The organism is Nostoc sp. (genome assembly GCF_036917375.1).
Classification (GTDB): Bacteria; Cyanobacteriota; Cyanobacteriia; order Cyanobacteriales; family Nostocaceae; genus Nostoc.
On the sequence record NZ_JBALDN010000060.1, the window covers coordinates 1 to 20,583 of the forward strand.

The 20,583-nt window shown below is 42.3% G+C and carries 20 protein-coding genes; 13 read left to right on the forward strand and 7 right to left on the reverse strand.

All coding sequences use genetic code 11. The annotated features are described in order from the left end of the window. Positions 1-331 precede the first annotated feature (331 nt). From V7K45_RS16055 to V7K45_RS16075, 5 genes are all read left to right on the forward strand, one after another. A complete protein-coding gene (locus tag V7K45_RS16055; protein ID WP_100897934.1) occupies positions 332-688 on the forward strand; it encodes a hypothetical protein in 357 nt (118 codons plus the stop codon). 103 nt (positions 689-791) lie between these two features. Further along, positions 792-1,814, forward strand: coding sequence for an SPL family radical SAM protein (locus tag V7K45_RS16060; protein ID WP_335005219.1), 1,023 nt, complete (start codon positions 792-794; stop codon positions 1,812-1,814). Between the two features lie 428 nt (positions 1,815-2,242). Next, positions 2,243-3,724, forward strand: coding sequence for a site-2 protease family protein (locus tag V7K45_RS16065; RefSeq protein WP_335005061.1), 1,482 nt, complete (start codon positions 2,243-2,245; stop codon positions 3,722-3,724). A 5-nt stretch (positions 3,725-3,729) separates the two neighbouring features. Next, complete coding sequence (locus V7K45_RS16070) at positions 3,730-3,906, forward strand: DUF6888 family protein (RefSeq protein WP_335005063.1); 177 nt, start codon at positions 3,730-3,732, stop codon at positions 3,904-3,906. Then, positions 3,903-4,094: a DUF6887 family protein gene (locus V7K45_RS16075; protein ID WP_335005065.1), complete on the forward strand. Its 192-nt coding sequence runs from the start codon at positions 3,903-3,905 to the stop codon at positions 4,092-4,094. Before V7K45_RS16070 ends, V7K45_RS16075 begins: the two co-directional genes overlap by 4 nt. A gap of 352 nt (positions 4,095-4,446) precedes the next feature. On the opposite strand, the gene V7K45_RS16080 is transcribed toward V7K45_RS16075, so the two are convergent. The 4 genes from V7K45_RS16080 to nifH all read right to left on the reverse strand — a co-directional run bounded on the left by V7K45_RS16080 (position 4,447) and on the right by nifH (position 9,990). Further along, positions 4,447-5,700, reverse strand: a complete 1,254-nt coding sequence (locus V7K45_RS16080) for a glycoside hydrolase family 10 protein (RefSeq protein ID WP_335005221.1) — start codon at positions 5,698-5,700, stop codon at positions 4,447-4,449. Positions 5,701-5,753: 53 nt separating this feature from the next. Next, positions 5,754-7,064: a nitrogenase iron-molybdenum cofactor biosynthesis protein NifN gene (gene nifN, locus V7K45_RS16085; protein ID WP_335005067.1), complete on the reverse strand. Its 1,311-nt coding sequence runs from the start codon at positions 7,062-7,064 to the stop codon at positions 5,754-5,756. After that, positions 7,064-8,443 (reverse strand): nitrogenase iron-molybdenum cofactor biosynthesis protein NifE, encoded by a 1,380-nt coding sequence (gene nifE / locus V7K45_RS16090; protein WP_335005069.1) that lies wholly within the window; start codon positions 8,441-8,443, stop codon positions 7,064-7,066. The genes nifN and nifE overlap by 1 nt, the downstream gene beginning before the upstream one ends. A 578-nt stretch (positions 8,444-9,021) precedes the next feature. Next, a complete protein-coding gene (nifH, locus tag V7K45_RS16095; protein ID WP_335005072.1) occupies positions 9,022-9,990 on the reverse strand; it encodes a nitrogenase iron protein in 969 nt (322 codons plus the stop codon). Between the two features lie 203 nt (positions 9,991-10,193). Here nifH and V7K45_RS16100 point away from each other — a divergent pair, with 203 nt between their 5' ends. After that, positions 10,194-10,403, forward strand: coding sequence for a hypothetical protein (locus V7K45_RS16100; protein ID WP_335005074.1), 210 nt, complete (start codon positions 10,194-10,196; stop codon positions 10,401-10,403). Positions 10,404-10,674: 271 nt separating this feature from the next. On the opposite strand, the gene V7K45_RS16105 is transcribed toward V7K45_RS16100, so the two are convergent. Beyond that, a complete protein-coding gene (locus V7K45_RS16105; protein ID WP_335005076.1) occupies positions 10,675-11,805 on the reverse strand; it encodes a substrate-binding domain-containing protein in 1,131 nt (376 codons plus the stop codon). Between the two features lie 545 nt (positions 11,806-12,350). Here V7K45_RS16105 and V7K45_RS16110 point away from each other — a divergent pair. From V7K45_RS16110 to V7K45_RS16125, 4 genes are all read left to right on the forward strand, one after another. Then, the gene (locus V7K45_RS16110; protein ID WP_335005078.1) at positions 12,351-12,722 is read left to right on the forward strand and encodes a hypothetical protein; all 372 of its coding nucleotides are present in this window, start codon (positions 12,351-12,353) and stop codon (positions 12,720-12,722) included. Positions 12,723-12,821: 99 nt separating this feature from the next. After that, positions 12,822-13,196 carry a hypothetical protein gene (locus V7K45_RS16115; RefSeq protein ID WP_335005080.1) on the forward strand — a complete coding sequence of 125 codons (375 nt, stop codon included), beginning with the start codon at positions 12,822-12,824 and terminating at the stop codon, positions 13,194-13,196. A 491-nt stretch (positions 13,197-13,687) separates the two neighbouring features. Continuing rightward, positions 13,688-14,329: a hypothetical protein gene (locus V7K45_RS16120; protein ID WP_335005082.1), complete on the forward strand. Its 642-nt coding sequence runs from the start codon at positions 13,688-13,690 to the stop codon at positions 14,327-14,329. A gap of 10 nt (positions 14,330-14,339) precedes the next feature. Beyond that, entirely contained in the window at positions 14,340-15,152 is an 813-nt protein-coding gene (locus tag V7K45_RS16125; protein WP_335005085.1) for a pentapeptide repeat-containing protein, read from the forward strand. An 89-nt stretch (positions 15,153-15,241) separates the two neighbouring features. Here the strand turns inward: V7K45_RS16125 and V7K45_RS16130 are convergent, their stop codons facing one another. Next, positions 15,242-16,693: an MFS transporter gene (locus tag V7K45_RS16130; RefSeq protein WP_335005087.1), complete on the reverse strand. Its 1,452-nt coding sequence runs from the start codon at positions 16,691-16,693 to the stop codon at positions 15,242-15,244. A gap of 102 nt (positions 16,694-16,795) precedes the next feature. Here V7K45_RS16130 and V7K45_RS16135 point away from each other — a divergent pair, with 102 nt between their 5' ends. The 3 genes from V7K45_RS16135 (at position 16,796) to V7K45_RS16145 (ending at position 18,008) form a co-directional block, all read left to right on the forward strand. Continuing rightward, positions 16,796-17,314, forward strand: a complete 519-nt coding sequence (locus V7K45_RS16135) for a phosphoribosyltransferase (RefSeq protein WP_335005089.1) — start codon at positions 16,796-16,798, stop codon at positions 17,312-17,314. A gap of 191 nt (positions 17,315-17,505) precedes the next feature. Next, positions 17,506-17,745, forward strand: a complete 240-nt coding sequence (locus tag V7K45_RS16140; protein WP_335005092.1) for a hypothetical protein — start codon at positions 17,506-17,508, stop codon at positions 17,743-17,745. Beyond that, positions 17,742-18,008, forward strand: a complete 267-nt coding sequence (locus V7K45_RS16145) for a type II toxin-antitoxin system RelE family toxin (RefSeq protein WP_335005094.1) — start codon at positions 17,742-17,744, stop codon at positions 18,006-18,008. Before V7K45_RS16140 ends, V7K45_RS16145 begins: the two co-directional genes overlap by 4 nt. Positions 18,009-18,186: 178 nt before the next feature. Here V7K45_RS16145 and topA read toward each other — a convergent pair whose 3' ends face one another. Continuing rightward, positions 18,187-20,352: a type I DNA topoisomerase gene (gene topA / locus V7K45_RS16150; RefSeq protein ID WP_335005096.1), complete on the reverse strand. Its 2,166-nt coding sequence runs from the start codon at positions 20,350-20,352 to the stop codon at positions 18,187-18,189. Positions 20,353-20,583 lie beyond the last annotated feature (231 nt).

The following is a 20,583-nucleotide window of genomic DNA, read 5'->3' on the forward strand; positions in this document are numbered from 1 at the left end:
TATTCAGAGGTAAGTGAAGCCATGATTTATGGTTCTTTGCTTCGTCTCATGGTTAGGCGATTGGCTATTTAATATTTACTTTACGAATCAGCTCTTAACAAGCCAAAGTTAGGACTACAACCTAAAACTTAAGTTTATTGAGCTTGCTGAAACCTAGAACAGCCCCAAAGCTGGTAAAAATAGCGTGACTGACATAGAGATATCAAGTAGCAATTGGGAAAGGAAACTACTACCTTGAATTGGGTATAACCCGTATGCTCTATAGCTTTAAGTCACTTTTCTAGATTTTACAATACAAGTAAGACATAAAAATAACGCTTCAATCAATTATATGAAAATCCTCTCATCAGAACTAGTCCATTTGGGATTTGGCAAATATGTGCGTTCTGACCAAGTGACAGCAGTTATACCAATAGAAGAGGAGCGAGGCCCAGGGCGACGAACCTTTGTTCACGTTCAAGGGCAAAGCGATCCAATTATCGCCTCTCGCGCTGAAGATACCATCATCCGTGATTTAGTACAAGAACCACGCGAAGTTACGCAAGCGCGTCAGCAGCAGGAAATTCTTCAAGATTTATTGGTTAATTTAGCTAATGTTAATTCAACTGTGCGCCGAATTAACCGTGATGAAGGCAGTTTGGATCTTGATTTGTTAGAACGACGAATAAAGCAAGTCCTAGAAAATTAATTGCAGAAGTCAGCAAACTAAATAACGGAGAAAGATATTGCTGAATACCATTACAGACCAAGTTTCAGTATCAGATACACAAACAAGATCGCCAAGGTTGTGGATACCTGAACGGGTACTGTTTACACCTGCTGCTCTAGATGAAGATTGGGGGCAGCAGATTCTTAAACGTGTGCAGTCACTCAACTTACCAATAGAAGAATTATCACAGAACCGCCTAAAGGGTCTGCGCGGTGAATCTGAGCGGGATACTTACAACATCGCCAAGCGTACCTTAGCTGTGGTTACTGCACCACCCAGTTCTTTTAAGCTGAGTCCGATCCCACCTTCTGCGGATTGGCAGTTTCACCTTGCCGAGGGTTGTCCGGCTCACTGTCAATACTGCTACCTAGCTGGTAGCTTGTCGGGGCCACCTGTCATCCGCGTTTTTGCTAACTTACCGCAGATATTAGAGAACTTAGCTAACTACGAGCAACAGGGTAAAAACACAAGTTTTGAAGTTAGCTGTTATACAGATCCATTGGGTATTGAGCATTTAACTGGAAGTCTTGCTGAATGTATCTGTTACTTTGGCACTCGTACCAATGCACATCTACGTTGGGTATCGAAGTTTGATGCTGTGGATGGATTACTCGACTTACCACACAATGGGAATACTCGCTGTCGGATGAGCGTTAATGCCGCACCAATTTCTGGTAAGTTTGAAGGTGGCACAGCATCCGTAGCATCTAGACTGAATGCGTTGCGACGGTTGGCGCTACCACAAGAGCGTGGCGGTGGCGGTTATCCAGTAGGCTTGGTTATCGCGCCAATTATGCCGATAGACGATTGGCAAATGCACTATAGTCGTTTGTTTGACCAGATAAACGAGGCACTGGATTTTGACTGTAACCTTACCTTTGAGTTAATCTCGCATCGGTTCACACCAGGATCAAAAGAAGTGTTACAAACTTGGTATCCGCAATCGAAATTAGAGATGGATGAGGCAAAACGTAGTGTCAAACGTAATAAGTTTGGTGGGACGAAGTACATTTATGAGAAAGACACAATGAAGGCGTTGCGTAGCTTTTTTGAGAGTGAGATTAGTAGGCGCTTTCCAAAGGCTGAAATTCTTTATTGGACTTAGAAGAATACTTTGCTCATATAGAGTTTGAGCAAATTAATTATTGGGTTAGAGAGCGATTGATATGTTATGCGATCGCTCTCTTTTCAGGTTGCTCAAAAGCTGGTGCGTTATACTAAAGCCCTAACACATCCTACTTACAGCAGTTTTCATATGTATTTGAACCACACCTGTCGTAGGGGCGCAAAGCCTTGCGCCCCTACCGCGTGGTCTATTACTTTATAAATTGCCTCTTACCTTTGAAACCTAGTTTGTATACCGCACCAAGCTGAAATCTGCTGTAAGTCGAGCTATTAGTTCAACTTGCCCGATGCCTCAGCTACGCACAAAGCAGGATAATTTGAGCAGATTACAGGCGGCGTTATACATTAATAAGTGTATCTGCAATACCGGACTTGTTCTGGCTTAGTCTCAATAGCAAAGGTTTGGAGATGTTTACTTTATCAGAAACTTCTATCCTGGCGGCAATCCTACTGGTAGCTTTAGGCATTTTGGGCTGGGGCTTTTATCGCGCCAGACCTTTTGGTAAACTGGGAATCTTAGCCTGGTTACAGTCGGTGGTGTTGATGACTCCCTGGCTGCTGTTTTTTGGATTGTTTGCCGCAGGGATTTACATCAATATAGCGGGTATATTGTTCTTGGTGGTGACATCCGCCGGATTGTACGTCTACTTGGGCAGACAGTTACGCGCAGCTGGGCAAGATGCCATCCTCAAGCAACGCGCTACAGAAAGACTCGCTGCTGCTTCCTCACTTGAAGCAAATTCCCCACAACTAAAAGTAGCAGAACTGAAACCGGAGATCCCACCGATACCAGAAGAAGACTTGAATGCAGTTAAAGGTATTTTCGGTATCGATACGTTTTTTGCTACAGAAACGATCGCTTACCAAGATGGAGCCATTTTTAAAGGCAATCTACGGGGAGAACCAGAAGAGACTCACAACCGTCTAACTGCAAGTTTACAACAACGCCTTGGCGATAAATATCGTCTGTTTTTAGTGGAAAATACAGACGGTAGACCTGTGGTAATCGTCCTACCCAGCCGCAACGATCCCCGGCCGATGTTATTATCGCAAAAAGCTTTTGCAGGTATTCTGTTAATAGCGACCATTGCCACAAGTTTAGAAGCTGCGGGATTACTGCTGAATTTTGATTTTTTTGGCAATCCAGGGCGGTTTCAAGAAGCTTTGCCCATAGGCGCTGGAATATTTTCGATTTTAGTAGCTCACGAAATTGGTCATTGGTTACTTGCACAGCGTCACCAAATTCGCCTTAGCTGGCCCTTTTTTCTACCCGCAGTGCAAATTGGCTCTTTTGGCGCAATTACCCGCTTTGAGTCTCTGTTGCCCAACCGCAAGGTATTATTTGATATCGCCTTGGCAGGGCCAGCCGCAGGTGGTATTGTCTCTTTGTTAATGCTGGTGACGGGCTTGCTGCTTTCCCATCCAGGTAGTTTATTTCAATTGCCAAATCAGTTTTTCCAGGGGTCGATTTTGGTGGGAAGTTTGGCGCGAGTTGTCCTTGGTTCGGCGTTGCAGTCACCCCTGGTAAGCGTTCATCCCCTAGTGGTGATTGGTTGGTTGGGGTTAGTAATTACCGCTTTGAACTTAATGCCCGCCGGACAACTAGATGGTGGGCGGATTGTGCAGGCAATTTATGGACGCAAAACCGCAGGACGAGCAACGATCGCAACTTTAATTTTACTGGCGCTAGTGTCTCTCGGTAATACTCTTGCCATGTACTGGGCGATCGTGATTTTCTTTTTGCAACGAGATCAAGAACGCCCCAGCTTGAATGAAGTCACTGAACCTGATGATGCTAGAGCCGCTTTGGGGCTTTTGGCTCTATTCTTAATGATTACCACGCTTCTACCCCTTACTCCTGGCTTGGCTGGGCGTTTGGGAATAGGATAGTGTTTATGGAGCCTACACCCAAACAAGCAATCTCCGCAATTCGGGTGTGCGCTCAACTTACCAGAGTTTATAAAGGAATAGACCTTGTAAGGTTAGACGAGCGCACCAAAAATGTTTATATCTTGGCGAATAATTCAATCGAAGCTGAGGTAACACCAACTGGAGAAATTCTTTGGTTATGACAAAACCTAACTTTCAACAAATGCCTTTAGAGCAACTCAGAACTTACATTTTGGAGCATCGCAACGACGATGAAGCATTTCATATTTACATCGACAGGAAACGCGCCCAATCTGCAAAACAGCTTCCGATGACAATTGAGGAAGCGGAGGCTGATTTACAGAGACGGTTTGGACAGCAAGCTAGTTAAAATAATTCGTAATTCGTAATGGGCTACGCCCCGCTACGCGGGAGCATCCCAAATGTGCAAGTTTAATTTACATACGGCATTATGACTTATCCCAGAGGATAAAAAACGAACCGCATTCGCGCAGCGTCTCGTCAGAGAAGGACGCAAAGGACACAAAGGTAAGAGGATTTAAAAGGGTTTTTGCATCAGTTCCATATATTTTTGCCAAATTGGGATGCTCCCCCGCTACGCTAACGTAATTCGTAATTCGTAATTCAGTTTTGTAAAGGGGATTGAGCGCAAAACCTGAGCAGTCTGACTGACGAGTATAAGTGTGAAGGATAAAGTATTAACTTTCATCCTTCATCCTTTCTTATGGTTTCCAACCTGCTAGCAAATTTGGGTAAGCTACAGGTGTGGGGAAAATTTTCTGGAAGGCAGTTTGACGCTCTTGTGGCTTTTCTTTGCTCATGTTCCAGAGGGTTTCATAGAAAAAGAAAGAGACTCCAGCAAAATTGCGATCGCGTACTTTTTGCACTTGTGTCTGAATCTGTTGCATCGGTATAGATCGGTTTTTCAACCCAGCCAAAATGCCTACACTCACTGGAATATGGCTCTTTGCCGCTTTCACTTCTGGATATTCTAATTCTCTGATAAAAACATTCAAGTCATCACGATATATCTGCAAAACTAAGTCTTCAATGATTCCCAGCCGTTCCCACTTCTGCCAGTCTGCTAAAAAGAAATCGTAGGAAAGACGTTGAGGATTAGGAGCAACGGAAACCAGACAATCTTTTTTAGTAGCTTTGATAGCTGTAAATACCCGCTTCATAAACTCGGTGATTTTGTTAGCTCTCCAGCGTACCCATTCTGGATCTTTGAAGTTTTTCGAGGGAGCTTTCCCCTGATGTTCTTTTTTGTAAAGTGCCACTGTATAGGCATCGTATCCTAATTCTGATGGTAAGCCAAAATGGTCATCAAATTGAATACCATCAATATTGTAATTTCTAACAATTTCAACGATTAAATCTTGAATAAATTGTTGTACTTCTGGGCGAAAGGGATTTAGCCAAATGCGATTATCATTCCCATCTTTGACAATGCGAGTCCCATCGCTGCGACTAGTGAGCCATTGGGGACGATTTTTAGCTAACAGAGAATCTGCTGGTGCCATGAAGCCAAATTCAAACCAGGGAATCACTGTTAACCCTTTTTGATGTCCCACATCGACAATTTCTTTGAGGATATCTCGCCCTTGCAATCCGGGAGTGGGATCGAGCGATCGCCCGATAACTTTTTGGGCAACTTTACTAGGATACAATGTATATCCCCAATTCCAAACCGCCGGATATATGGTGTTGAAATTGAGTTCATCAAGGCGTTGCAAAGATCCTTTGAGGCGATCGCGCTCAAATAAGACATCACTATCAATATTTGTTAACCACACTCCCCTTAACTCAGATTTTGGCGTTGACGGCAGATTAATTTGAGCGTTCAAGGGGAACGATAATATCATCGTAGCGATCGCACTCAAGGTCAGCATAACGATAAACAAAAAATACTTTCTACTTTGGCGAATATTCCACCAAGAAGAAAAATCAACACACCACTCTACAAACCTTTTCATCATTATTTAAAATGTCTCTGTAAGTGAAGGAAACATCGACATGATAACTAATATTAATGCTTAATCTTTGTTTCCTGCTCTAAAAACAGATTGCCAATATCAAATAAAAGTTGCATAGTACCTCGATAGCCAACTTTGCAGAACTGACCACTATCTAAGCGGTCAAAAATGGGAATCCCTTGACGATAGAGAGGAATTTTTAAGCGTTGAGCGATCGCCTTTCCATGAGAGTTGGTAATTAGCAAATCAGACCCAACCGCCAATTGCTCAAAGTCTTCCAAATCGCCGATAGTGACGCTCTTGATCGGCAGTTTTTCTAGCAAAGGAAAGCGTGTTGTTGTCACTGCTGCGTGAATCTCAACTCCTAGCGATCGCAAAAAAGCAACTGTTGACCAAAGTAAATCGGGTTCCAATGCCAAAGCAACTCGCTTGCACCCAAAGTAAAAGTGATTCTCCAACATCGCATGTTGTAACTGACGGCGTTGACAGCGGTATTTCTCCGGTACGCTGACGCCACTGATATCCGCCAATGCTTGCAGGAATTTATCTACTGCTGCTAGTCCCGTCAATTCACTAAATACCTCATAGGGTATATTGAATCTCTGCTCCAAAATTTGTGCTGCACCCCGCATACTATCACCTAGCGCCAAAGTGAATACAGAACTGCCAATTGAGCGTAATTGTGCTGCATTTGTGCCATTAGCTGTAATGGCACTAGAAGAATCTTCTATATGACTATCTAGTACGCCAGAAAAGTCAGGTAGAAAAATAGGTTCAAGTCCAAAAGAGGTGACAATCTCTTTGATTTCCTGTACATCCCCTGGTGTGAAGGCAGAACTCGCCAAAATAGTAATTTGTGTGGGACAAGCATCTTGTTTAGAGCCTTTTTGGGGAATTTCCCTAACTATACTCTCAACTGCACCAGCAAAGCCATCCTGTAATGTACCTTTGAAATCTGGTGTAGAGACAAGCACAATTGGTAAATAATCCAGTTCTGGGTGACGGTGGCGAATCTCCTTCACAAAACGCCCCATATCATCGCCTCTGGTTTCCACCAGTCCAGTGCTACAAAGACCAATAATTTCTGGTTTGGATCTCTGCACCAAAGTCAAGATTGCTTCTTCAACTCTTTCCTCACCACCCAAAATGGTTGCAACTTCGGTCATCGCCGTACTGGAAAGAGGAATCGTCTGACGGAAATGCTGTACTAATACCGCCTTAGTCAAAGCAGTACAGCCTTGAGAACCGTGTAATAAAGGCATCATCCCTTTCAACCCCAAAAAGGCTAAAACTGCACCCACAGTTTGGCTTTGCTTCAGGGGATTAACTGCAACAGATGTACTCGTAACACTAATAATCGCCATTATATTTCCTCCTCTGACCACGGGGCTGGCTGGTATACTTGCTCCCACACAGGATTGTAAAAAGCGGCATACAATTCTCGTGCTACTTCTAAAATTCCTATATACCCTGCATAAGGATGGTTGCGTTCTTGATTAATATCTAGGAATGGAATTCTAGCTGTGAGAGAGGTGTCTTGATGGCGTTTATCAGCAATTAACATATCAGCAAGATTAGAGTTAATTATCTGTAGGATTTCTTCAGAACTATTTTGTTCTAAAATTATGCCATCTTGACCTAACAAACTTTTGACTCTAATTTTATCCTCATCAGTATTATTCTTAGTCAGAATAGCAATAACTTCCATCCCCAATTTCTTAGCAGCAAAGATAATCAACCAACTCTTGAAACTTCCAATAGAAAGGATAATGCGCTTACCTTGCAATCGGGTAATATACAGAGCGAGTTTTTCATCTATTACAGCAGTTTCTTCTACAATTAACTTTTCCGTACGTTCCTGCAAATCAGAATTACCTAACTTTGCCGCAATATTCCTTAAACATTGATTGATTGACTCTATACCATAGATAGACTCTTCAATATAGGGAATGCCATATTTTTTCTCCATCCCTTTTGCTACGTTGATGAGTGCTTTGGAAGAGAGTATGACGTTAAGTTTGGCGCGATGGGCATAGCAAACTTCTTTGTAGACAGCATCGCCTGTAATTTTTGCCAAAACTCTGATACCTAATTTCTCCAATAACGGTAGAACATTCCATATTGCACCTGCGATGTTATGTTCACCAATTAGGTTGATGTCATAAGGTGTACTAGTGTCTGGTTCAGCTGTTCCAATAACGTGTTCTAGCATTGCTTCACCAGCAACACGATTGCCCAAATTTTGGTTCCCAATGAATCCAGGACAATGTACAGGGATAGTGGGTATTCCTGTTTTCTCAGTAGCATCTTTGCAAACTCCCTCAATGTCATCTCCAATCAGGGCGGTGATGCAAGTGGAGTAAACAAATACCGCCGTCGGTTGGTAGCGTCTTGTTAATTCTAAAATGCCTTTGTACAGCTTTTTAGCTCCACCGAAGATGATATCGTTCTCATCTATATCGCTGGTAAAACGTGTTTTGTACAGCATCGAACCAGAGGAGAGACTGCTGTAACTTCCCCAAATACTGGCAGCACAGCCACTTGGCCCGTGAACTACATGAGCAGCATCGGTGATTGGTACTAGGGTAATCATTGCACTATCAAAAGCACAACTCCCTTGAGTAGTTCCAGGTTGGGGTAATTGTGTAGAGGACTTTTTTTTATGCACTTTCTGTTGCTGAGGAGCATCTTCAGAATTGGAGTCACTGAGTGAATCGTTGATTTTTTCTGGGGTGGGATTCATTTTTTTTGGTGACAATAGGTAGAAGTTATTAGGTGTTAAGATAATTCCAAAAGGTCTTCATAAGATTTTCATTTATTAACCATGTATCTAAAGCATGGAAGAAAAAGGGATGAGAAAGCTCATTTTCTATCCCCTAAAACATAAACACCAACTAGGTTAGAGAAGGAGAAAACAAAAACACGAACTAGACTATTAAAGTATTAATGTTGCTGTGTAGACCTTGAAAAATTAGTGTTAGCACGGTGAAGTTGAAACAAACAAAAGTTAAGATTGGCTATTCGATTACCTCCATTTTAAAGGATTTTTCAAAAGGGATGAGTCCTGAGTCCTGAGTCAAAAGTAATGAATAAGTAGTATTAATGAATCTTCCTACTCTTAGCCGAAGCATTCGCTACTCAAAACTAATTTGATGCTTAGTCGGTCTAATTTTACTTTTTACTCAGCACGGACTAAACCTTAGCTATCCGCTAATATTACTCAACACTCAGAACTGTTTCGGTGAGAGGGTGGGCTATTTTTGCCCACCTGATATTTACTCTGTATTTAGTACCTGAGTCAGATAAAGAACCTTACTTCTTTTAACTACCGGAAACTATTTCTACATTTCCTTTTTTCAGCGCTTCTAGTGCTTCGCCTTGAGCATCTTCTAGCTTCTTCTCACCATCTGCTTGAGCGTTGGCGGCACCTGTTAGTTTTGCAGCATTTTCTTCACTTTCGAGGATACCGAATTCAATCAACAATTCTTCTAGTTCGTCCATCTCAATGGGTGTGGGAACGGCGAGATTTGTATTGTTGATAATCTTGTCTGCTAGTGTGCGGTATTCATTAGCTTGTCCACTGTCAGGTGCGTACTCGTTTACAGTCATCCGGCGCAATTCGGCGTGTTGCACGATATTGTCACGGGGGACGAAGTGAATCATCTGAGTACTTAATCTAGCTGCTAGAGTACTAATAAGTTCGTCTTCCCGGTCAGTTTTCCGGCTGTTACAAATCAGTCCACCCAAACGTACACCACCAGTGTGAGCATATTTGAGAACGCCACGAGCAATGTTGTTGGCTGCAAACATCGCCATCATTTCACCAGAGGTAACAATGTAGATTTCTTGCGCTTTACCTTCACGAATTGGCATCGCAAAACCACCGCATACAACGTCGCCCAACACGTCATAGGATACAAAATCTACATCTGAATAAGCGCCGTTTTCTTCAAGGAAGTTAATAGCGGTGATGATACCCCGACCGGCACAACCTACACCAGGTTCTGGCCCACCAGATTCTACACATCTGATATCCCGGAAACCGGTGATTACTACTTCTTCCAGTTCGATATCTTCTACAGCACCTCGTTCAGCAGCTAAATGCAGCACGGTAGTTTGAGCTTTACAGTGCAAAATCAAACGAGTGGAGTCAGCTTTCGGGTCACATCCGACAATCAAGATACGTTTACCCACTTCTGCCATTGCAGCAAGGGTATTTTGAGAAGTGGTAGATTTACCAATACCGCCTTTACCGTAAAAAGCAATCTGTCTAATTCTTTCGTCGGACATGATGATTGATCCTGTAATTGTTTGTTTGGTGGGTCTGTGAGTTTATGAGGCGATCGCACAAAGTAGTGCCTACCAGAAGTTTGCTGTCAAGTTACAGCAGTAACCTGATGTAGAACGTTGTTGGAGGCGCTCGTTCTACAGCAAAAAGAGTCTGTATCCAGAACATATTTAAGTTGTGGTCAGTTTTCGTTGGCCATTGGTGAATGACACTAAGAAAAGGCGAAAGGCTTGTGTCATCTCGTTCCCAGTCTGAAAACTGGGAATGTGTTCCAAGAGGCTCTGCCTCTGGTCAAGCCACTGGAGGCGGAGCCTCCGAGAAGGGTTCCCAGCCTGGAGACTGGGAACCAGTTAGAGCAAAGCTTATAGCTTTTCTTAGTACCATTCGGCGATTAGTCATTGTTTTTTCTGACTAATGGCTATAGCGATAAGACATCACTCAAGGAATATGCAAGTATTACCATCCGCTCATTCAAACAATTTCTCTGGCGGTAGTAATACCAATTGGAAAAAAGAAAGCTACATATTCCAAGCTGGAAACTCAAATTCAACCCGAATTACAAATTCAGCATTATTCAGTTGTTGTAATTCCCTAAAGGTTGCTCATACCTTAAGAGTGGTTGCAGGAGGAATTTAAATTTACGCTAAATTTTCCTTTAACCACACAACCAACCATTGCAATCCACTCTAAATAGTCGCTACAACTTCTCCGATTTTGCTGATATCGTAACCGCCGAGAATTTCAAATTGTGAGTGAACCATCCGATGTCCCAAAGTACTGAGCAACTGCTGTACAGGTGCTTCTTCCAAATATTCCTTGAGAATCACCAAATCATATCGTGACTGATGTAGAGGGATAAATCCCAGCCCAAAGGCGGTAGCGACAGATGCCGTACTCATACCAGCATCGGCAACTCCTCTGACTACAGCTTGGGCGACATCTTGGTGACTTTTGAGTACATTGTCAAAACCCTGAACAGCATCGAACGGTATCTGCTCTTTTTGGAGTGTTTGTTCCAAAAGCATCCGACTACCAGAACCTATTTCGCGGTTAACAATAGTCGCCCCAGCAACTAAGTCACTAACTGTTCTAATTCCCATTGGGTTCCCTGACTTCAACAAAAGTCCCTCTTCCCAGACACCAAGGGTAATCAGAACTGCTTCCCTTCCAGCCAGAACATCTCGAACAAAGGGAGTATTATACTCACCAGTTTCAGGATCGTAGAGATGCATCCCAGCGATGTGCGCCTCACCTCTGCATAGACTGTGCAATGCAGCCATGCTATTGGCGAAGTTATATTGGACTCGCAGTTGCGGATGCCAGCGTTCGGTAGCTCTTGCCCATAGTGAAATCACAGGGGCACAACCAGCAATCACAACGGTGTTGTGAAGTGTGTCGAGATTATCGTCTAAAAGACGGACTCGAACTTTATTTGTACCTGTAAGACTAGTACTTTCACCATCAGCCGGAATCATATCTTGGCGAAAAGCATCCTTACCAATCAAGGGATAAGCTATCCATTGTCCTCCCACACGAGCCATGCTAACTCGCAGTTGTTGACCGTTAGGAACAGGTTTGGCAAGAACTGCTTCAATTTCAGGTAAATCTCGCTCTAACCAGAATAGATCCTCAACTTGACAGCCAAGCGCTTTGGCCAAGCGAAGTGTTATGGCTACTGAAGGAGCATATTGTCCCGACTCTACACCACTAATTGTCTGACGAGTCACATTAGCGATGTTAGCCAAATCTTGTTGGCTCATGCCTAAGCGAGTTCTAATTGACTTCAAGTTATTACGGAGGTCACTATCCTGCTTCATTGGCTTTGTGTCTCTTGGTTTCAAAAAGCCGTAGCGGATTTAAACATTGCATCTGCCAAGGCGAAAGTTTGGTCTTTGAGTTTATATCATTTCTCTTTGAAGACTTTTTGTGCTTTCGCTGTCTTGATTCCCTATATAAAAAGACTATCACAGAAATGGCCAATTTGCTTGCGAGGCGCAAATTATTTTGGCGGTTGATTATTTTCTACCTGCTATTTTGGCTTAAAAGCCCCAAACTCCAATAAACAGAGCATATATCTTGCAGTAAAGTTTTACCAATTAAATTGGTACAAAGTAGTGTTTAATACAGTTTTAGAGATTAGTTTCAGCTTTGATGCTTGATAGACGAGTAACACAAACAGTAGAAAACATACTAACCAATTTCGCTTTTAGGGGTAAATTTTGCCCTGACGAAAAATTACCTATTTGACTAAAGTGAATATGCACATAGCATCAGCAAATAATTGCTGTATGAAGTTTTTGCACAATCAATTAGGTATTTACCAAAGTATGCAACAGATGGCAACAAAGCAATGGAGAGAGTAATGATTACCGAAGAAGACTTAGCCCAGCAATTTAACGTAATTATTGAACACACTCACCCACAGGTATGGAAACTGTTAAACCAATGTTATGTGAAGATAATCAATCCTCATCCTCATTTAACAAGAGTGAATATAAAAACATGCATCCGCCATACAAAATACATTGGTATTTATTGCCCTGACAAACTAATGAGTGCTGTAGTAGAACAAAAAAACCTACTCAAAGAAGTAGCAGAATACTTAGGGCTAGTTGAAGTTGTTTGCTTGAATGCCAATAACTTGATCTTGATGCGCGATCGCCTTTCAAATCTCAAGCAAACTTATCCCCAGTTATGGTTAGACTTGCTGTGGATTGTTACTCAAGAACAATAACCTAGTAAACCTGATTTTTCTGCAATATTCAATCTGCAAAAAATCAAAAGTACCAATCTTCACCGCAGCTTCGTTACTTTTGAAGCTTGCCAAAACCTTATGAATCAACCATACCTACATCCAGATGATTTGCCTTCACCTCAAACAATCAAGCTGAGTGAAATACTATTTCGACAGCTTGAAGAAGCAACGAAAAAAAGCTTTTTTTTAGCGTGCGATCGCATGACACGGATTTTGTTATCGAGTTGTCATTGGTATTTCCAAATCAATAGTGGCGTTTTGACCTTGATCCTGATTTGTAATAACATGGAAAGTTATCGCAATATCATGAAAACTGTTCCCCAATTTGCCGATCGCTTAAAACAGTTTGCTAACAGAGCTAAAATTACTGTCAGTTCTCCAATTGACAAAGGTATACCGTGGGTACTCAGCATCGATAATGTCTTACCTGAAGGGGACTTGCCGAGTACCTGATAGATAAACCAGAAAAATAGCGATCGCCCTTCCGCGTGAACAGTGGCGATCGCGCCGAAATCTTAAACCACGGCAAGGTGTCTAAGCGCTTTGTATCTGCTTATTTAACTGATTGGGAGGATAGGGATGAAAATACTTTAGGAAAAACAACTTGAGTTAGAAAGAGCCATATTTATTGGGATCTAATACTTGCGGTTCCGGTTGGGAGATGTTGGGGAAATATTTGGGGTAAAACTGGGGTAATGTAAAAGAGTCAAGATGTTTACAAAGCAGCCGTGTTAAACAAAAATTATGTCGTCCGATCGAAGTAGATTTTATCCCAAGACGACAATGGTCTTTTAAATAAGCATTAGCTTCTATAATTGCTATTTGACACACGGGTGTAGATCCGTTTAACGGATTTTGCGCTCTTTTATACCCTATATTGTCAAGTTAGGCACTTATATCTTGCATATAGATAACTTTTACCCTCACCACTGGAGAGCAAAATCTTGGGCATAGAATTACGCAGTTTCGTATTTCTCGACAGCCTGCAACCTCAACATGCAGCATATATGGGAACAGTAGCCCAAGGCTTCTTACCATTACCAGGAGATACATCACTGTGGATTGAAATATCTCCTGGTATCGAAATTAATAAGATTACGGATATAGCTCTGAAATCTGCCTCTGTCCGTCCGGGAGTACAGGTAGTTGAACGACTATACGGACTATTGGAAGTTCATTCTAGCTCCCAAGGCGAAACCAGAGCTGCTGGTCAAGCAATTTTGGCGTTCCTGGGAGTCAAAAGAGAGGAATGTCTCAAACCGCGTGTTATTTCTAGTCAGATTATCCGCAACATCGATGCTTATCAAACACAACTGATTAATCGCACGCGCCGGGGACAGCTACTACTAGCAGGTCAAACACTGTATGTATTAGAAGTGGAGCCTGCTGCTTACGCCGCACTGGCTGCCAATGAAGCGGAGAAAGCAGCGAGGATTAATATTCTAGAAGTTCAAGCTGTAGGTAGTTTTGGACGGCTTTACTTAGGTGGACAAGAACAGGATATCCTAGCAGGAGCAGCGGGAGCATTAACGGCTATTGAAAGTGTCGCTGGTCGGGTAAATTCTCTGGGTGGGCGTCAGGAGTAAAGGAGAGAAAATGGCAAATCGAGAGCATCTAACTTTACTCAAAGCAGGTGCAGTTAAATGGATTGAGTGGAGAAAGAAAAATCCCCAGATTGAACCAGACCTGAGCGCCGCGAATCTGCATGGCGATAACCTCAGAGGTGCATACCTCCAAGGGGTAAACTTGAGAAAAGTCGATTTGGGTAATGCTTTACTTGTGCGGGCAAACCTCAGTAGTGCTGACCTCAGTAGTGCCAACCTCCATAAAGCCTTCCTGAATGAAGCTAACCTGAGTGCGGCTAACTTCAGTGTTGCTAACTTGAGTGGCGCTATACTTACGCAGGCAGATTTGAGTTATGCCAATTTGATTGGAGCTGACTTGAGTCAGGTGGATCTTAGAGGTGCTGCGATCGCATCTGCTAATCTAATTGGTACTGACTTAAAAGGCGCTAACTTGAGAGATGCCGATTTAGGTGCAGCAAAGTTGATGCGGGCTAACCTCTCTTTTGCCAACCTCATTGAAGCTAACTTGATTGCGGCTGACCTCAGCGAGGCGAGTTTGTACGAAGCAGAAGTTTTAGGAGCTTATCTTTACAAAGCTGACCTGTACAAAGCTAATCTGACTAAGGCTCACCTAAGTGGTGCATACTTGTTGCGGGCTAACCTAAGTGAAGCTGATTTGAGTCAAGCTGACTTGAGTTGGACTAACCTTAGAGACGCGAATTTGGCAGGAGCTAATCTTAGAGGAACTAACCTCAGAGGAGCCGACATTCGGGGAGCTAACCTCAGCGGCGTAAATCTTCAAGAAACAATTATGCCTAATATCACTCGCTTTGTACATTTTTAACTCGGAATTGGGTTTGGGGAAAAGGTTAAAGGGTAAAGGTTAAAGGTTTTTTTCTTTCCTTTTCCCCAAAACCCGATATAGTATTGCCTTTAACTCCCCCTCTTCTCTTGCCGTTCTTTGAGTTTCAGCATAATTTCAGCGTGCATTTCGCGGGTAATTGGGTAAAAATACGTTAAAACTAAGCCGAAAATCAAACAAACTGTCGGTATGGGGCCAACGGCAACGCGAATAGCAAACAGTGCTGATTCCGGTTGGATGGGTAGTGGACTTCCGGCTACAGATTCTTTGAAACCAGATACTTGCAAAGCATTTGACACCAAAAACAACCCGAAAGCTAAACCAAATTTTTGTAACAAAACCATGAAGCCATAAAAAATACCTTCTCTGCGTTGTCCGGTTTGCAGTTCATCTAATTCAATTACATCTGGAATCATTGACCAGGGAATTAGATAAGCTGTGGATACACCAATACCTGCCATCACAGCCATCACATACATCAAAACTATTTGACCAGGCTGTAAGAAAAATAGTCCGGCTGCTGCTATAATCCACAAACTCATTCCCAGAAAATAAACAATTTTTTTCCCAACTTTTTTACTCAGCGCCCCCCAGACAAATAGCATCAACAAAGCAGTTACTTGCACTGCAATCAGCACTGTGGGTACATCTTCAAATTTTAGACCCATACAATAGACTACAAAATAGGGAATAATGCTAGCTGTAATCTGCACACCTAGCCAAGAAAAAAGATATATACCAACAACAAATAGAAAAGGTCTGTTGCTAAAGACAATTTTTAGCTGTTCCAAGAAGGGAAGAGATGCAGGTTCCTCAGCTTGGATGCGTTTGGCCTCAAAAGCCAGGATGCGATCGCGAACTCCAAAAACGCACCAGTATAATCCTAAAGTGGAAATCACCGTACAAACTGCTGCTAAAACGAGATATCCCTGTTGGGCATTGTGAATATTGTCAAAAACAATTTTCGTTAAAATTAATGACAGAATGCTACCACCAATAGAAAATGTGAACCGATAGCTGTTAAGACTGGTGCGTTCGTCGTAATCTTGAGTTAGTTCTGGAGTCATCGCCGTATAAGGCAAATTCACAACCGTGTAAAAGGACTGAGATAGAATCCCAATCGCTACGTAATACCAGAACAGCGGCCAAATATTCTCACTCTGATTTGCACTAAATCGCGGTACAATCCACTGCAAGAAGAAGAAAATTCCAAAGGGAATTGCTCCATAAAACATCCAAGGAAGACGACGCCCCCAACGACGAGATTTTGTTTTATCAGTCAGGAACCCGACAAGCGGATCGTTTACGCCATCCCAGATTTTGCCAATCATCAAAATGCTGCCAGCTAAACCCGCAGGGATACCAGCAACATTGGTAAAGAAAATTAGCAGATAAAAGACGGAGATATTTGCGGTGATTGCTGGCCCTAAATCTCCTGCACCGTAAGCCAGCTTTGTTTTTAAGTCGAGTTTTTCACTGAGAATATCTCGTTTGGCACCGCCATCAGCTGTAAAATCATTCATAAAACTTTGCACTCATACTAAAATAAAAAATCTGCGACGCCAAATAATAGCCCGTCGTAGACATTGCCTTCAATACAGCCATCTACCACTCCCGTTAGACTTATGCCAGACCTTTATGTTTCTTGGTCAGATTATCACCAAAAAATTGAACAACTGGCTATTCAGATTTATGAGTGCGGTTGGGAATTTAACCAGATTATCTGTCTTGCCAGAGGAGGACTACGAGTTGGAGATATTCTTTCCCGTATATACCAGCAACCACTGGCAATTTTAGCAACCTCATCTTACAGTGGCACTGGCAAGCAAGAAAGAAGTAATTTAATTTTCTCCCGCCACTTGACAATGACTGCCGAAAAGTTAGGTTCGCGCATTCTCCTAGTGGATGACTTAGTAGATTCTGGGATCACACTCCAACAGACTATACCTTGGCTCAAGCAAAATATTGATTTTCCCATTGAGGAAATTCGCACTGCCGTTCTTTGGTATAAAGCTTGTTCAGTTATAGCACCCAATTATTATGTTGATTATCTGCCTGACAACCCCTGGATTCATCAACCCTTTGAACAATACGAGCAGATGAACATTGCAGAACTTGCGGCTAAGGTAAATCAACCGTGTTGATAAATATATACACAAAGTTAATTTCACAGCCACTCATCCTCGACCGGATTTCTGAATATACAATTTTTGTAAAGTATTGGTCACTTTTTAGATTTTAGCGATCGCTCGTCAAATCCTTGAAAACCGATCGGACTTTAGGCGAAACTAGAGATGATGGCAAAAAAAGTAAAATCATCCTCGGATAATTAAAAATGAAATCAGCACACGAACGCGAACAATTAATTAAAGATATCAACGTACTACTAAACCAAGCTTATGATAGTACTCTAGATGAGATTTACGCATTACTTCAAAAAATCGAAGAGGAAGAGGAAGAGGAAGATTTAAAAGCCTATGAGCTTGCAAAAAAATCTGCTGATATTGATGGCTCAGTGTCATGGGAGGAAGCTAAAAAAGAACTAAAACGAGAAATAAAAAAGGAAGTTGCGTGAGTTATAAAGTTGAAATATTAAAGGTAGCATTAAAACAACTTAAAAAATTATCGCCAGAACTTCAAGAACGCATACAACTTAGAATTGATGATTTAGCCATAGAACCCCGTCCAAACGGTGTAAAAAAGCTAAAAGGTAAAGAAAATGCTTATAGGATTAGACTAGGTGAGTATCGAGTTATATACGATATTTTCGATGATATTCTAGTAGTGAATGTTGTAGAAGTTGGACATCGTAGCAAGGTTTATAACGATAAAAGTTAGGACTAATTAATTTGTAATTAATTCTTGATGATTTTAAATACTTTGAGTGCTTGTTTGTCAAGTATTTATGCTGACTAAGGAAGAAGCAAACCCCTTGTCTCGCAGTAACACACCTTATGACTTACAAAATTAAATGATTTGTTGTCATTATTGACGGTAAAAATATCAATGGTAGAACCTAACAATTTAATTCCCCAAACTTAGGACTCCACCACCCTTTTGACGTATTGAAATAAGCTACATCTTTATGTTTGGTATCCTTACGGGATTGTGCGTTAGAACATCGCAACATTGTCTTACTCTCCCCATTTTTTATATAACTGTACTCCTCTAGAGGTTTCTTACATACCGGGCAGGGATATGCCGTCATCTTCACGGGAGGCTTTTGTTGATTATCAGCTTGGACTACTTTAGTTTGTGGTGGCTGCCAAGTTTTATTAAAGTCGCTCCAAAATAGGACGACATTTTCACAGCCTTTTGTGCATTTGAGGAAATATTTCTTTTTAACTTTAGTACTCGGAATTTTGGCGAGAAAATTTTTGCATTCAGGGCATCGCGTCTTGGAAGTTTCATATTTGCGATCGCTTATCACATTAGCTTTACCTGTTGGGGAACTTGCAACTACAGTTTTAGCTTTGGAAAGCGCTGGTATAAAGTAATTCTGATTCCAACTAGTTAAATAATGCTGCCAAGAATTCTTTCCTTCGGAAATGGCATCAAGGGCATCTTCCATTTTCGCTGTGAATTCTGCCTCTAATAAATCAGGCAGTGCTTTGAGCAAAAATGCATCAACTTCTAACCCTAACGCTGTCGGTTGCAGATGGTCTTTTTTCAACTCAACATAATTTCGTTTTTTTAAGGTAGCAACAGTAGGAGCATAGGTACTTGGGCGACCAATTCCTTTACGTTCCATCAATTGCACTAATTTTGGTTCGCTATAACGCGGTGGTGGCTGCGTCTGCTTCTTTTCATGTCCAGCATTCTCTAGTTTCAATGCTTGTCCCTGTTGTAACGAAGGTAAAACACTATCCTTGCTGAGATTGTTCCAGTACCGAGCATAACCGTAAAATTCAATTACTTGCCCTCTGGCTGACCACAGTAGGGAACCAGACTGAGTAATCACCAAAGTTTTACGCAATTGGGCAGCACGACACTGAGAGGCAATTGACCGTTTCCAAATCATCACATACAGATTAAACTCATCATCAGGAAGTTCTAAACGCAACTGAACTGAGGGACGAAACACATCTGTTGGACGAATCGCTTCATGTGCTTCTTGAGCCGATTTGCTACTGCGATGCTTGGCGACTTGCGGCGGTACATTCGGCGGATCGTTTTGCTCCAACCATTTACGGGCACTGGCACAAAATTCTGGACTCAGCATTACTGAGTCTGTTCGCATATATGTGATCAGCCCTGCCTCATAGAGCTTTTGGGCAACAACCATAGTTTTGTCGGGAGCAAACCTCAGCTTTGAACCGGCTGCTTGCTGAAGGCTGGAAGTTGTAAATGGTGGAGGTGGCTGGCGGTTAACGATTTTTCCTTCAAAATGAATCACTTGATGAGGATGGCGCTGTGCTTCTTCAACTAAACGTGTTGCCTCTGCTTCGGAAAGAACGCGCTTAGACTCCGGTGTTTCTGGACTATTACCAACCTTTGCGTCATCGTGAGTTTCAGTTTCTTGGTCTGCTGCATCTTTTGCAGAATCGACCGTCCCTTTGTAAAAAGCCCGAAATCCTTCCGCATAATCTACCCAGACACTCCAGTAATCTTGGGGGACAAACGCCAGAATTTCGTTTTCTCGCTGACAAATCAAGTGCAACGTCGCGCTTTGGACTCTGCCAACACTCTTAGCGCCGTTATTCAATGCCCAAACTAAAGGACTACCTTTATAACCCACCAACTTATCTAGGCAATCTCGGCACAGCCCAGCACCGATTAAATTTTGGTCTAGCTTTCTGGGATTAGCGATCGCACTCTGTACTGCCGATGCTGTAATCTCAGTATAAATTACCCGTTTCGGTTCCCTTAAACCCAGTGTTTCTTTGAGATGCCAAGCTATTGTTTCGCCTTCCCGGTCTGGGTCAGTTGCTAAGACAACTTCATCAACCTGCCGAACCGCAGACTTGAGCTTCTGGATTGTTTCTTTCGCTCGTTGGTCACGCGGAACGTAATTGCACCGAACATTACTGCCGTCCATGACGAAGCCCAAAGAATCGTCTCCTTCATTACTGAGTTCTCGGATATGGCCACAACTAGCTAGAACTTTCCAATCCGAACCCAGAATTTGACTGAGTTTTTTGACTTTTCCGGGGGATTCTACTACAAGCAGGCGTTTGATCATAGCAACTGCGTTCTCAATGCTCTATGTTGAATACTTTGTAACAACAAGCAATTCCATAGTAAATTTTAGTATATATGTATCATCTAGTGCTTTGATTATTTTTAAAAGAATTCAGGAGCTAGGAGGCAGAATTTAGAATTGAATTGGAGTTGTGACTAGCGGATAACATCGCGGTATTGAATCCGCGATAGCGAGTATTCGAGCGTCGCGTCTCAATAAACGGTGAAATAC